General features: G+C 69.2%; 10 protein-coding genes. 5 read left to right on the forward strand and 5 right to left on the reverse strand.

Annotation, left to right across the window (positions count from 1 at the left end):
• Positions 1-124: 124 nt before the first annotated feature.
• The 3 genes from ACMUOO_RS04950 to recA form a co-directional block, all read right to left on the reverse strand.
• A complete protein-coding gene (locus tag ACMUOO_RS04950; protein WP_301918169.1) occupies positions 125-421 on the reverse strand; it encodes a DUF1330 domain-containing protein in 297 nt (98 codons plus the stop codon).
• Positions 418-3,078 carry an alanine--tRNA ligase gene (alaS, locus tag ACMUOO_RS04955; protein WP_301918168.1) on the reverse strand — a complete coding sequence of 887 codons (2,661 nt, stop codon included), beginning with the start codon at positions 3,076-3,078 and terminating at the stop codon, positions 418-420. The genes ACMUOO_RS04950 and alaS overlap by 4 nt, the downstream gene beginning before the upstream one ends.
• Positions 3,079-3,281: 203 nt before the next feature.
• On the reverse strand, positions 3,282-4,352 hold the full coding sequence (gene recA / locus ACMUOO_RS04960; protein ID WP_301918167.1) for a recombinase RecA: 1,071 nt from the start codon (positions 4,350-4,352) through the stop codon (positions 3,282-3,284).
• 190 nt (positions 4,353-4,542) lie between these two features.
• Here recA and ACMUOO_RS04965 point away from each other — a divergent pair, with 190 nt between their 5' ends.
• Positions 4,543-5,136 (forward strand): hypothetical protein, encoded by a 594-nt coding sequence (locus ACMUOO_RS04965; RefSeq protein WP_301918166.1) that lies wholly within the window; start codon positions 4,543-4,545, stop codon positions 5,134-5,136.
• 285 nt (positions 5,137-5,421) lie between these two features.
• Here ACMUOO_RS04965 and ACMUOO_RS04970 read toward each other — a convergent pair whose 3' ends face one another.
• Positions 5,422-7,725: an ATP-binding protein gene (locus ACMUOO_RS04970; protein ID WP_413854903.1), complete on the reverse strand. Its 2,304-nt coding sequence runs from the start codon at positions 7,723-7,725 to the stop codon at positions 5,422-5,424.
• 92 nt (positions 7,726-7,817) lie between these two features.
• Positions 7,818-9,011: an RsmB/NOP family class I SAM-dependent RNA methyltransferase gene (locus ACMUOO_RS04975; RefSeq protein ID WP_301918165.1), complete on the reverse strand. Its 1,194-nt coding sequence runs from the start codon at positions 9,009-9,011 to the stop codon at positions 7,818-7,820.
• A 150-nt stretch (positions 9,012-9,161) separates the two neighbouring features.
• Here ACMUOO_RS04975 and ACMUOO_RS04980 point away from each other — a divergent pair, with 150 nt between their 5' ends.
• The 4 genes from ACMUOO_RS04980 to ACMUOO_RS04995 are packed head-to-tail and all read left to right on the forward strand — an operon-like array spanning position 9,162 to position 12,939.
• Positions 9,162-10,511 carry an aspartate aminotransferase family protein gene (locus ACMUOO_RS04980; RefSeq protein ID WP_301918164.1) on the forward strand — a complete coding sequence of 450 codons (1,350 nt, stop codon included), beginning with the start codon at positions 9,162-9,164 and terminating at the stop codon, positions 10,509-10,511.
• 3 nt (positions 10,512-10,514) lie between these two features.
• Positions 10,515-11,441: a 3-keto-5-aminohexanoate cleavage protein gene (locus ACMUOO_RS04985; protein WP_301918163.1), complete on the forward strand. Its 927-nt coding sequence runs from the start codon at positions 10,515-10,517 to the stop codon at positions 11,439-11,441.
• Positions 11,441-11,923, forward strand: coding sequence for a GNAT family N-acetyltransferase (locus ACMUOO_RS04990; protein ID WP_301918162.1), 483 nt, complete (start codon positions 11,441-11,443; stop codon positions 11,921-11,923). Before ACMUOO_RS04985 ends, ACMUOO_RS04990 begins: the two co-directional genes overlap by 1 nt.
• On the forward strand, positions 11,920-12,939 hold the full coding sequence (locus ACMUOO_RS04995; RefSeq protein ID WP_413854904.1) for a histone deacetylase family protein: 1,020 nt from the start codon (positions 11,920-11,922) through the stop codon (positions 12,937-12,939). Before ACMUOO_RS04990 ends, ACMUOO_RS04995 begins: the two co-directional genes overlap by 4 nt.
• The last annotated feature ends 43 nt before the right edge of the window (positions 12,940-12,982 follow it).

Genomic DNA, 12,982 nt, shown 5'->3' on the forward strand with positions numbered 1-12,982 from the left:
TCGTCACTGCTGCCTCCGGGCCCCGCCTGCTCAGCCTTGCCGCAAAAGGGTTTATTTTCCCTTGCCTTGTTGGCCGGAACGATACCGCGCAGAGCCCACGGGCGTCAATCCGCCCCGAGCGGGATCAGGATTCCTCGACCACCATCAGGTCGCGCTCCGCGGCGCCCCTGGCATGCGCAAGGGCCGTCTGGTACTCCGGGCTGTGGTAACATTCCACCGCCGCCTCGAGCGAGGGGAAGCGCGCCACGACGTTGCGCGGCCGGTCGTTACCCTCGAGCTGGACGTAGCGCCCGCCGCGGGCGAGGAAGACCCCGCCGTGCTTGGCGATCGCGGGCCCCGCGAGGGCGGCATAGCGGCCATAGGCCTCGGCATCCGTGACCTTCACATGGGCGATCCAGAACGCCCCCTTCGTCGCGCTCATGCTGCTCCTCCGATCACCGCTTCGGCGGCCCTCACCGCATCTTCCGCCTTCGACGCATCCGCGCCGCCGGCCTGGGCCATGTCCGGCCGCCCGCCCCCGCCCTTGCCGCCGAGCGCCTCGGCCGCCGCCTTGACGATCGCCACCGCGGAAAGCCGGTCCGTCAGGTCCGCCGTGACCCCGGCCGCGACGGCGGCCTTGCCCCCGGTATCGGCAACGACGAGCACGACGCCCGAGCCCACGCGCGCCTTCAACTCATCGACGATCGCCGGCAGGTCCCTGCCCGAGACGCCCGCGACGGTCTGCGCAAGGAACTTCACGCCGCCAACTTCCCTCGCCTCGGCCCCGCCCGTCGCACCGCCCCCCATCGCGAGGTCGCGGCGAAGCTGTGCCACCTCGTTCTGAAGCGCCTTGCGGTCGTCGATCAGCGCGCGCACGCGGTCCACCACCTCGGCCGGCTGGGCCTTCAGCGCCGCCGCGATCTCCGCCAGCCGCGTGCCATGCGCGTTCAGGTGATCCAGCGCCGCCTGGCCCGTCAGCGCCTCGATCCGCCGCACCCCCGCGGCGGAGGCGCTGTCGCCGAGGCAGACGAAGGCGCCGATGTCGCCGGTGCGTGCGACATGGGTGCCGCCGCAAAGCTCCAGCGAATAGGTGGCCCCGTCCGCGCCCTTCGCCGAACCCGCGAGACGGCCCATCGAGACGACCCGCACCTCGTCGCCATACTTCTCGCCGAAAAGCGCCTGCGCGCCAATCGCACGGGCGTCGTCGGGCGTCATGATCCGCGTCTCGACCGCGGAGTTCTGGCGGATGAAGTCGTTCACCTCGACCGAGACGGTCGCCAGTTCCGCCGGCGTCATCGCCCTGGAATGGCTGAAGTCGAACCTCAGCCGGTCCTCGGCGTTGAGCGAGCCGCGCTGCGCGACGTGGTCCCCAAGCGCGCGCCGCAGCGCCTCGTGCAGAAGATGCGTCGCCGAATGATTTGCGCGGATCGCCGTGCGCCGGGCGTGGTTCACCTCGAGCTTCGCCGGCTGGCCGCGCGCGATCTCGCCCTCCGTCACCTCGGCGAGGTGGATGAAGACCCCGGCCGACTTCCTCGTATCGGTGACGGTCGCCATGCCGGTATCGGTGCGGATGAGGCCGGTGTCGCCGACCTGCCCGCCGGCCTCGGCGTAGAAGGGCGTCTGGTTGACGACGATCTGGACCTTCGCGCCGGTCGCGGCCGCACCGATCTCGGCGCCGTCGGCGACGAGCGCGACAACCTGGCCCTCCGCCGTCTCGGTGTCGTAGCCGAGGAATTCCGTCGCACCGTGCCTTTCGGCGAGGTCGTACCAGATCGCGGCGTCCTTCGTCTCGCCCGAGCCGGCCCAGGCCGCGCGCGCCTTGGCACGCTGTTCCTGCATCGCGTGGTCGAAGCCCGCGACATCGACAGTGCGGCCCTTCTCGCGCAGCGCGTCCTGCGTGAGGTCAAGGGGAAAGCCGTAGGTGTCATAAAGCCTGAACGCCGCGGCGCCGGGAAGCGGCTGGCCCTCGCCGAGCCTGGCCAACTCGTCGTCCAGTAGCCTCAGGCCACGGTCGAGCGTCTGCTTGAACCGGCTCTCCTCGAGCTTCAGCGTCTCGCCGATCAACGCCTCGGCGCGGACAAGCTCGGGATAGGCGGCGCCCATCTGGCGGACGAGCGCCGGCACCAGCCGGTGCATCAGCGGCTCCTCGGCGCCCAGGAGATGCGCGTGCCGCATCGCCCGCCGCATGATCCGCCTCAGCACATAGCCGCGCCCCTCGTTCGAGGGCATGACCCCGTCGGCGATGAGGAAGGAGGTGGAGCGCAGATGATCGGCGATGACCCGGTGATGCACCTTGCCCGGCCCGTCCGGATCGGTCGAGGTGCCGTGCGCCGAGGCTTCGATGAGGCTCCGCATGAGGTCGGTGTCGTAGTTGTCGTGCTTGCCCTGCAAAAGCGCGCCGATCCGCTCCAGCCCCATGCCGGTGTCGATCGACTGCATGTCGAGCACCCGCAGCGTGCCGTCGGCCATCTGCTCGTTCTGCATGAAGACGAGGTTCCATATCTCGATGAACCGGTCGCCGTCCGCCTCCGCCGAGCCGGGCGGGCCGCCCCAGATACGGTCACCGTGATCGTAGAAGATCTCGGTGCAGGGGCCACATGGGCCGGTCGGGCCCATGCGCCAGAAATTGTCGTCGGTGTCGATGCGGATGATCCGCCCCTCCGGCACGCCCACCTTCCGCCAGATCGCGAAGGCTTCGTCATCGGTGTGGTAGACGGTGGTCGTCAGCCGCTTCGGGTCGATCCCGAAGTCCTTCGTGATCAGCTCCCAGGCAAAGGGAATGGCTTCCTTCTTGAAGTAGTCGCCGAAGGAAAAGTTGCCGAGCATCTCGAAGAACGTGTGGTGCCGCGCCGTGTAGCCCACGTTGTCGAGGTCGTTGTGCTTGCCGCCGGCGCGTACGCATTTCTGCGCCGTGGTCGCACGGACGTAGTCGCGCTTCTCGACCCCGGTGAAGCAGTTCTTGAACTGGACCATGCCCGAGTTGGTGAACATCAGCGTCGGATCGTTCCGCGGCACAAGCGGCGAGGAGGCCACGACGCGGTGGTCGTTGCGGCGGAAGTAGTCGAGAAAGGTCGAACGGATGTCGTTCAGGCTGGGCATCGGGGCGGGCCTCGTCGGGCGAAGGGAAGGGCCTTGGCGTGTTATCCCGTGTCGGGTCCCGTGTCCACAATTCTGCGGCGCGGCGAGGCAGCGGCCGGGCGCGTGATCCGGGCGGGCCTTGGGACCCGCCCTCGCCGGACACGAAACGGGCGCCGCCGATCCGGCCGCGCCCGTGCTGCGTGTGAAGGGCTGGACGGGGGCCGTCAGGCTTCCATCACCTCGTCGCCACCCTCGTCCGAGGCGCCGAAGTCGAGCCCGTGGCTCGCGCGGATCTTGTCCTCGATCTCGTGCGCCACGGCGGGATTGTCCTTCAGGAACTGCTTGGCATTCTCGCGCCCCTGGCCGATGCGCTCGTCGCCGTAGGAATACCAGGCGCCCGACTTCTCGACCACGCCGGCCTTCACGCCGAGGTCGACGAGCTCGCCGGTCTTCGAAATGCCCTCGCCGTACATGATGTCGAACTCGACCTGCTTGAAGGGAGGCGCCACCTTGTTCTTCACGACCTTCACGCGGGTGGTGTTGCCGACCACTTCCTCGCGGTCCTTGATCGAGCCGATGCGGCGGATGTCGAGCCGGACGGAGGCATAGAACTTCAGCGCGTTGCCGCCCGTCGTGGTCTCGGGGCTGCCAAACATCACGCCGATCTTCATGCGGATCTGATTGATGAAGATCACCATGCAGTTCGACCGGCTGATCGAGGAGGTGAGCTTGCGCATCGCCTGGCTCATGAGGCGGGCATGGACGCCCACGCTCGAATCGCCCATCTCGCCCTCGAGCTCGGACTTCGGCGTCAGCGCCGCGACCGAGTCGACCACGACGAGGCTGACCGCGCCCGATCGCACCAGCGTGTCGACGATCTCCAGCGCCTGTTCACCGGTGTCGGGCTGGCTGATCAGCAACTCGTCGAGGTTCACGCCGAGCTTCTTCGCATATTGCGGATCGAGCGCATGTTCGGCGTCGACGAAGGCGCAGACGCCGCCCTTTTTCTGTTCCTCGGCCACGACATGCAGCGTCAGCGTCGTCTTGCCCGAGCTTTCCGGTCCGTAGATTTCCACCACCCGGCCCTTCGGCAGGCCGCCGATGCCGAGCGCGATGTCGAGCCCGAGCGAGCCCGTGGAGGTCGCCTCGATCTCCATCACCGGGTTGCCCGCGCCCAGCCGCATGATCGAGCCCTTGCCGAACTGCCGTTCGATCTGGGCGAGCGCGCTGTCGAGCGCCTTCTGCTTGTCGGGGGAGCGCTTGTCGTTCATGTCGAGAAGGTTCGTCACTGCCATGGTCCCGTTCCTTATTTCACACGCCAGTGGGCGCGGCAATCATGCTCGTGTTCGCCTCTTGTTCTCGCATCTATGAGATCAAAAGAAGAACAGTTCAACCGGATTTTCTGAAAATCGACTTTTTCTCCTTTGGGTAAACGTTTAGTTAATGGCGCCGGCGAATCCGCGGGAAAAGGGAAAAAGGTCTGCAATGCTCGTCTTCTGGAAGCAGCGGCTCGTCTATCTCGCGACACCGAAGACAGGCACGACAGCCATCGAGGCCGCCCTGGAACCCCTCGCCAGCGTCGTCATCCAGCGCCCTCCGGAATTGAAGCACACTTCCGTGCATCGATACTGGAAATACCTCGCACCCTTTCTCCAGAAGGCGGCCGACGAGGATTTCATGGTGGTGGCGGTGATGCGCGAGCCGATCGACTGGCTCGGAAGCTGGTATCGCTACCGGCAACGGGCAAGCGGGGTGGCGCCGGAGAAGAGCACGAAGGGGCTGAGCTTCGATGCCTTCGTCGAGGGATACCTCGCCGATCCCCAGCCCGAGTTCGCCAATGTCGGGTCGCAGGGCCGCTTCCTGGTGCCCGAGCGCGGTCCGGGGGCGGACCGTCTTTTCCGCTACGACGACATGGCGAGCTTCGTGCGCTTCCTCGAGGACCGGCTCGATTGCGAGATCACGCTGCCGCGGCTGAACGTCTCGCCCCCGGGCGCGACCGACCTGTCCCCGGCGATCGAGACACGCCTGCGCGACGCATTCGGCCGTGACTTTGCGCTCTACGCCTCGCTCGGCCGCTGACCCTGTCGTGCCCGGGCGACCCACCTGATCGCGCCGCCCGCGCAGCCTGCCGGTCGGCCGGAGTCGCGACAGGCGGATCGACAGGGGGGGGTGCGCGGCGCATGGAATATCGCGGGACGGTGCCCGACCGAAAGCCCGGTGCCGCGGCCGAGGGCGGACGCAACGCTAGCGTCGGGCCCTTATTCCGGATCATCTGCCGGTCCGGCAACCGGCGCGACGGGCCTGCACCGCGGATGTCCGCTCTCCCTTCAGGGGCCGAGGCCCTCGTGGAGCACCCTTAGCGCCTCAGTGGAGCTGGCCCTGGACCGTCGCGGTGAGTTCGCCGAGCGAGAAGGGCTTCGGCAGGAAGACCGAGTTCGGAATCCGTTCGCGCGTTTCCGTCAGGCTTTCTTCCGAATAGCCGGAAACGAACACGACGCGGGTGTTCGGCCGCTCCTTGAGCGCCTCGCGCACCCAGCTTGGCCCATCCATGCCTGGCATGATCACATCGGTCACGAAGACGTCGATCGCAAGCGAACGGTCCTCGAGCGTCCGCAGCGCCTCCTCGGCATTCTCCGCCTCGATCACGGTATAGCCCCGCAGGCGCAGCGCGCGGCTGGCGAAGGCCCGGACCGGGGCCTCGTCCTCGACGAGCAGCACGACACCCTCGCCCGTCCGCGTGACGCGGCGCGGCGCCTGGATCGCGGGTTCCACGGCCGGTTCCGCGCGGTCGTTGGCGGGGAAATAGAGCGTGAAGGTCGTTCCCTGGCCTTCGATGCTGTCGCAGAAGATGTAGCCGCCGGTCTGCTTGACGATTCCGTAGGCGGTCGAAAGACCGAGGCCGGTACCCTCGCCCTGCCGCTTGGTCGTGAAGAAGGGCTCGAAAATCTTCGGCAGCTTGTCGGCAGGGATGCCGATGCCGGAATCGGTGACCCGCACGACGACATATGCGCCCGGCGCCACGCTGACCCGGTCGCGGGCGAGAGCGTCGCGGATGGTCTGCATCTCCGTCTCGATCCGCACCTCTCCACCTGCGGGCATCGCGTCGCGCGCGTTGACCACGAGGTTCATCACCACCTGTTCGAGTTGCCTTTTGTCGGCCCGGATCGGCTTGAGCGCGGGATCGTGCGCGACCGTCAGCCGGACCCTCTCGCCGAGGAGCCGGTTGAGAAGATGGGTAAGGTCCGACAGCGTGTCGCGCAGGTCGATGATCTGCGGCTTCAGAGTCTGCTTGCGCGAGAAGGCGAGGAGCTGGCCGACGAGGCTGGCCGCCCTGTTGGCGTTCTGGTTGATCTGGACGAGGTCGGCGTAGTCCTGGTCGCCCTTGTCGTGACGCAGCAGGAGAAGGTCGCAATGCCCTGAAATCGCAGTCAGAAGGTTGTTGAAGTCATGCGCCACACCGCCCGCGAGCTGGCCGATCGCCTGCATTTTCTGGCTTTGCACGAACTGCGCCTCGAGTGTCTTGAGCTGGGTCGCATCCGACAGCACCGCGACCAGAGCGGGCCGCCCGTCCTCGACGACACGGATCAGCGTGACCTGGAGGTAGCTGTCTTTCTCGACGCCGCGCAGGCGCAGGACCTCGGGGCGCTGGTTGGCGCGTCCGGCCAGCGCGTCCGCGATCCAGTCGTTCACCGGCCGGCCGAGCCCCTCGAGAAGGTCGCTGAGCCGCGTTCCCGAAGCGACCTCGCCCAGAAGCGTCCGTGCAGCCCGGTTCGCTTCGCGCACCTCGCCGGCGCCGGTCAGACGCAGGAGGGCCACGGGGAGGGTTTCGAAGGCCGTCGGATCCGCGGAATGGGGGGGCGTGTCGGCTGCAGAGGGCAGCAGATAGACCTCGCGGCGCCCGCCGGCACTCTCGATCACCGCAACAAGCGCGCGCACCGGGCCGTCCGCGCCGGCGATTTCGTGCTCCTCCCCCGGACGCAGCGGCAGGTCGCCGAAGATCCGGTCGAGCGTCTTGACACGCTCACCGATCAGCCTTCGTGTCGCCTCGTTCATGAAGAGGATCGTGCCGCTCCGGGAGACCGTCAGCATGGGCAGGCTGATCGTTTCGGCCCCGCGCCCACCCACGGCCCGCTCGGCCATGTCCTCGAGCCGCCAGAGAAATCCCGCCTCGCCGATCCGGTGGACCGAGAGCCGCACGTGACCCCGCCGGGTGACAAGGTCCTCGCGCGCGGAACCGGCTGCCTCGGCGCGGTTCTGAAGCCGATGCAGCACCGCCGCGGGACTGGCGAAGACCTCCGCCAGCGCACGGGTCAGGGTCTGGCCGCCGCGGCTTCCGAACCGCTGCAGTGCGGCGCGATTCTGGGTCCCGATCTCGCCCTCGGGATCGGTGGTGAAACTTGGCGAGGCGTCATGTTCGATGAAGGCCGCGATCTGCTCCTGAAAGGCGCCGTGCGACGACCCGTGCCGGAGTGTGAGCCAGTTGATGAGCGCAGCGAGTGCCGCCAGCGTTCCGGCCACGGCAAGCACCGCGATCCCCAGGACACCCTCGATCAGGAACCAGGCAAGGGCGGCGACAATCAGGGCAGCCAGCACGAGATACGCGCTGCGGGGCGCGAGCGTCAGCGCCGTTCGGGTCAGCGGGTGCGGGGAAAGCGCCGGATGCGACACCAGGTTGCTCCCTTCAGATTCGGTTCCTCCGCATTCGGACCCGAAATGCTTAAGCAGCGATTAACCGCGCCCGGATCACAACTTCCAATTGTCTAGGCTGCGCCCGACCCACGCGTCAAGAGAGCGCTGTAGAAGCCGTCGCCCCCCGACAGCGGTGTGAAAAGCCGGTCGCCGTCGAGCCGCCAGCCGGGATTGCGGGCGAGAAAGTCGTCGATCCGGTCACGGTTCTCCTCGACCAGGAGCGAACAGGTCATGTAGGCGAGATGCCCCGCCGGCGCGACATGGGCGCTGGCGCGGTCGAGTATTGTGGCCTGCAGCCGGCGAAGCTCTTCAAGCCGGGCGGGAGTCAGGCGCCATTTGGCGTCGGGCGTCCTCCGCCAGGTTCCGGTTCCGGAACACGGCACGTCGGCGAGGACGAGGTCGAAGCGCCGCCCGGCAAGCGCGGCCGGCGCGGCCGTGGCAATCCTCACGCCCGCGCGTGCGGCCCGCGCAGGCAGGTCGGCCATGCGTCCGGGATCCGCGTCATGCGCGACGACCTCCGCCACGCCCCGAGCCGCGACGGCGAGCGCCTTGCCGCCTCCGCCCGCGCAAAAGTCGAGCACCCGTGTGTCAGGATGGAGCGGCAAAGCCGCGACGGCCGCCTGCGGGCTCAGGTCCTGCAACTCCACGAGGCCGTCCATATAGGCACCGGACTGGCGGATTTTCTGCGCATTCTCTGTGACTTCCAGTGCGCAGCTGACATCCTCCGCATCGCGCGTGCCGATGCCCTCGGCGGCGAGCGACGTCACCGCGTCACGCGCCGCACCCCGGCCCGGGTTCACCCGCAGGAAGACCGGCGCGCGGTCCCGCATCGAGGCGAGGACGGCAGCGAACTCGGCGCCGAGCGCGCGGCGCAGCATCGGAGCGATCCAGTCGGGGCAGTCGAGCGCCACGCACTCGTCCACGGCTTCGGGCGCGAAGGCCGCAAGCCGGGCGCGTTCGGCCGGGTCGAGGGCGCCGGGGGCATAGCCCGTGCCGGCGAAGACGTTCTCGGGGTCCCGCCCCGCCGCGGCGACCCAGCCGATCATCAGTGCCCGCCCCGTCTCGGCCCCGCCGCCTGCGCGGGCAAGACAGGATCGCCGGCGGCGCAGCGTGTCGAAGACGAGATCGCGGATCGCCGCCCGGTCGCGTGCGCCGGCGAACCGGTGCCCCCGCGCCCAGCCGGTCAGCGCCCGCTCGGCCGGCATTCCGCCGATCACCCCGTCGAGAACCTCGATCGCCGCCGCGATCCGCGCCTCGGGCGTCATCGCCCCTCTCCCGCCTCGTGCCGGGCGCCCGCCGCCCCGTCCCCGGCGGTGCTAACCTATCGCGCGCGGCGCGGAAAGCTGTCGCGCACCCCCTTCCGGTCGCCGCGCGGGGCGGCTAGGCTCGCCCCGATCCCTGAACATGAGGCCGAGATGACCGGCAAGAGCCACCTCTTTTACCAGAGCGACCAGAAGCGCCCCGTGCTCGAGCGGGCGGAGGGCATCTATATCTGGGACGTCCACGGCAAGCGCTACATCGACGGGTCCTCGGGCGCGATGGTGTCGAACATCGGCCACTCCAACCCGCGCGTGCTCGAAGCCATGCGGCGGCAGATGGAAAAGGCGACCTTCGGCTACCGGCTGCATTTCGAGACCGAGCCCGGCGAGCGGCTCGCCGCCAGGGTCGCGGGCCTCTGCCCCGGGGGGATGGAAAAGGTCTTCTTCGTCTCGGGCGGGTCCGAGGCGGTGGAGGCCGCGATCAAGCTCGCCCGCCAGTATGCGGTGACGGTGGGCCAGGGGTCGCGCTGGAAGGTGATCTCGCGCGCGCCCTCCTACCACGGCGCCACCCTCGGTGCGCTCGCGCTGACGTCCTACACGCCGCTGACGGCGCCCTTCGCGCCGATGCTGCAGGCGATGCCGAAAATCCCCGCGCCCCGCGCCTATCTCGACGGGCTCGACCCCGACGATCCGGCGACGGGCGCGCATTATGCCGCGATGCTGGAGGCGAAGATCGTCGCGGAAGGGCCCGAGACGGTGCTTGCCTTCATCCACGAGCCGGTCGGCGGCGCCTCCACCGGCGCGCTCGTCCCGCCCGCGGGCTACATGGCCGCGGTGCGCGAGATATGCGACCGCCACGGCGTGCTTCTCATCCATGACGAGGTGATGTCGGGCGGCGGGCGCACCGGGCTCTTCCTCGGCGCCGACCACTGGGGCGTGGCCCCCGACATCATCGCGATGTCGAAGGGGTTCGGCGCGGGCTATGCGCCCTTGGGCGCGATGATCGCGCATGACCGGCTTGTGGAGCCGGTGCTTAAGGCCGGCGGCTTCATGCATGGCCATACCTATGCGGGAAACCCGCTCGCCTGCGCCGCCGGCCTCGCCGTGATCGAGGAGATCGAGGCCGGCGGCTTGATGGCTAATGCCGCCCGCACCGGCGACCACCTGAAGGTTCGGCTCGAGGCCCTCAAGCAGCGGCATCCCTTCATCGGCGACGTGCGCGGCAAGGGCCTGCTCCTCGCCTTCGAGCTGGTCGCCGACCGCCAGACCATGCGGCCATTGCCGAAGGGACTCAACGCCCATGTCGAGCTTGTCGAACGCGCCTACGAGGAGGGGCTGATCATCTACTCCCGCCGCACCCGCGACGGGATTGAGGGCGACCATTTCCTCGTCTGCCCGCCGATGATCACCACCGAGGCGCAGGTCGAAGAGATCATGGAAAAGCTGACAACGGCGCTCGACCGGTTCGCGGCCCAGATCGCCCCCGCGCTCGCAGTCCCGGCCTGACCGATGTCGAAGATCATCGTCACCTGCGCCGTCACCGGCTCCATCCACACGCCCTCGATGTCGCCCCACCTGCCGGTGACCGGCGGGGAGATCGCGGCCCAGGCGATCGAGGCGGCAAAGGCCGGGGCGGCGATCCTGCACCTGCACGCCCGCGACCCGGCGACCGGGCGGCCCTCGGCCGCGCTCGATCACTACATGGGCTTCCTGCCGCAGATCCGTGCGGCCTGCGACGCCGTGGTGAACCTGACGACCGGCGGCAGCGCGACCATGACGCTCGACCAGCGCCTCGCCGCACCGCTGGCCCTCCGGCCCGAGATGTGTTCGCTGAACATGGGGACGATGAACTTCGCGCTCTACCCGATGCTGGGCAAGCGAACCGAGTGGCTTCATGACTGGGAGGAGCCGTTCCTGCGGACCTCTGACGACCTCGTCTTCAAGAACACGCCCCGCGACATCGAGGGCGTGTTGCGGCGCATGGGCGAGGAGCGCGGCGCGCGCTTCGAGTTCGAGTGCTACGACGTCGGGCATCTCAACATGCTCAGGCACTTCGCCGACCGCGGGCTGGTTCGGGCGCCGATCTTCATCCAGTTCGTCATGGGCGTCCTCGGCGGCATCGCGGCCGAGCCCGAGCATCTGGAGCATCTGAAGGCCACGGCAGACCGGCTCTTCGGCGACGACTACCTTTTCTCCGTCCTGGCGGCGGGCCGCCAGCAGATGCCTCTGGCCGAGAAGGCAGCGGCGATGGGCGGCCATGTCCGGGTCGGGCTCGAGGACAACCTCTACATCGCCAGGGGCCAGCTCGCCCGGTCGAACGCCGAACAGGTGCAGAAGGTCCGCGGCATCGTCGAGGCGCTCGGGCGCGTGCTCGCCACCCCGGACGAGGCGCGGGCGATGCTCGGGCTGAAGGGCGCGGCGGGGGTGGGGTTCTGATGGACGGGATCGCGATCCGCCCGGCCAGGGTCGAGGACGTGGACCTGCTCGATGCGGCGCTGCGCGCCCTCTCGGCCGACCTCGGCGACACCCACCGGGCGACGGCAGAGGACCTGCGGGCGGCGGGCTTCGGAACCGCACCCGCCTTCCGGGCGCTCCTCGCCCTCAGGGGCGGCAGCGCGGTCGGCGCGGCGGTCTTCTCACCCCTCTATTCGACGACGCGCGGCGTTCCGGGCGCCTATGTCTCCGACCTCTGGGTGGCGGCGTCGGCACGCGGCGCGGGGCTCGGGGCGCGGCTTCTCACCGCCGTCCGCGACGAGGCGCGGGCGCTCTGGGGCGCGGGGTTCCTCCGGCTCGCGGTCCACGAAGACAATGTCCGCGCGCTGGCCTTCTATCGCGGACTCGGCTTCGCCCCGCACCCGGGCGAGACCTCGCTCCTGGTCGCGGGAGCGGCCCTCGACCGTATTGGAGAAACGGGATGAAAGCCTTCTTCGACGACCGCCAGCGGGCGCATGACCCGAAGATGTTCATGGCCAACGGCACCCGCCTGCCGAACCCCGAGCAGCCCGCGCGGATCGAGGCGCTGAGGGCGGGGGCGGAGGCCGCGGGCTGCACCTTCGCGGCCCCCACCGATCACGGTCCGGGGCCGCTCGCCGCGCTGCATTCGCCGGAATACCTCGTATTCCTGCAGACGATCCACACCCGCTGGAGCCGGATCGCGGGCGCGGCCGACGAGGTGATCCCGAACATCCATCCCGACCGCCGAACCGCCTCCTACCCGCGCTCGGCCGTCGGCCAGGCCGGGTTCCACCAGGCGGACACCGCCTGCCCGATCGCCGCCGGCACCTGGGACGCGGCCTACTGGTCGGCGCAGGCGGCGCTCACCGCCGCCGACGTCGTGCTTGCGGGCGAGCGCGCGGCCTATGCGCTCTGCCGCCCGCCCGGCCACCATGCTTTCGGCGACCTCGCCGGGGGCTTCTGCTTCCTCAACAACTCTGCCATCGCCGCCGAGGCGATGCTGAGGGCGGGCCGGCGGCCCGCGATACTGGACGTGGACGTCCACCATGGCAACGGCACGCAGGGCATCTTCTACGCGCGGGCCGACGTTCTGACGGTCTCGATCCATGCCGACCCGGCGCGGTTCTACCCCTTCTTCTGGGGTCATGCGGAGGAACGCGGGACGGGTGCCGGGCTCGGCTACAACCTCAACCTCGCCCTGCCGCGCGGCACCGACGACGCTTCCTATCTGGAAGCCCTCGACATCGCCCTTGCCCGTATCCGCGCCTTCGGGACCGATGCGCTTGTCGTGGCGCTTGGTCTCGACGCACACGAGGGCGACCCCTTCCAGGGCTTCCGGGTGACGACACCGGGCTTCGCCCGGATCGCCGGCGCCATCGCCGGGCTCGGCCTGCCCTCCGTCATCGTGCAGGAGGGCGGCTACCTCCAGCCCGCGCTCGGCGCGAACCTCACGAGCTTCCTCAAGGGTTTCGGCGGATAGGCGCCCCGCAGGACGGGCAGGGTTGCCGGTCCCACCCGGTCCG

It is taken from the genome of Albidovulum sp., assembly GCF_041919395.1.
Taxonomy (GTDB): Bacteria; Pseudomonadota; Alphaproteobacteria; order Rhodobacterales; family Rhodobacteraceae; genus Albidovulum.

What these genes read in the sequence shown, in the direction of transcription:
- ACMUOO_RS04950 (WP_301918169.1), bottom strand. Translation starts at nt 421, where the DNA reads ATGAGCGCGACGAAGGGGGCGTTCTGGATCGCCCATGTGAAGGTCACG.
- ACMUOO_RS04975 (WP_301918165.1), bottom strand. Translation starts at nt 9,011, where the DNA reads ATGACGCCCGAGGCGCGGATCGCGGCGGCGATCGAGGTTCTCGACGGG.
- alaS (WP_301918168.1), bottom strand. Translation starts at nt 3,078, where the DNA reads ATGCCCAGCCTGAACGACATCCGTTCGACCTTTCTCGACTACTTCCGC.
- recA (WP_301918167.1), bottom strand. Translation starts at nt 4,352, where the DNA reads ATGGCAGTGACGAACCTTCTCGACATGAACGACAAGCGCTCCCCCGAC.
- ACMUOO_RS04985 (WP_301918163.1), top strand. Translation starts at nt 10,515, where the DNA reads ATGTCGAAGATCATCGTCACCTGCGCCGTCACCGGCTCCATCCACACG.
- ACMUOO_RS04995 (WP_413854904.1), top strand. Translation starts at nt 11,920, where the DNA reads ATGAAAGCCTTCTTCGACGACCGCCAGCGGGCGCATGACCCGAAGATG.
- ACMUOO_RS04990 (WP_301918162.1), top strand. Translation starts at nt 11,441, where the DNA reads ATGGACGGGATCGCGATCCGCCCGGCCAGGGTCGAGGACGTGGACCTG.
- ACMUOO_RS04965 (WP_301918166.1), top strand. Translation starts at nt 4,543, where the DNA reads ATGCTCGTCTTCTGGAAGCAGCGGCTCGTCTATCTCGCGACACCGAAG.
- ACMUOO_RS04980 (WP_301918164.1), top strand. Translation starts at nt 9,162, where the DNA reads ATGACCGGCAAGAGCCACCTCTTTTACCAGAGCGACCAGAAGCGCCCC.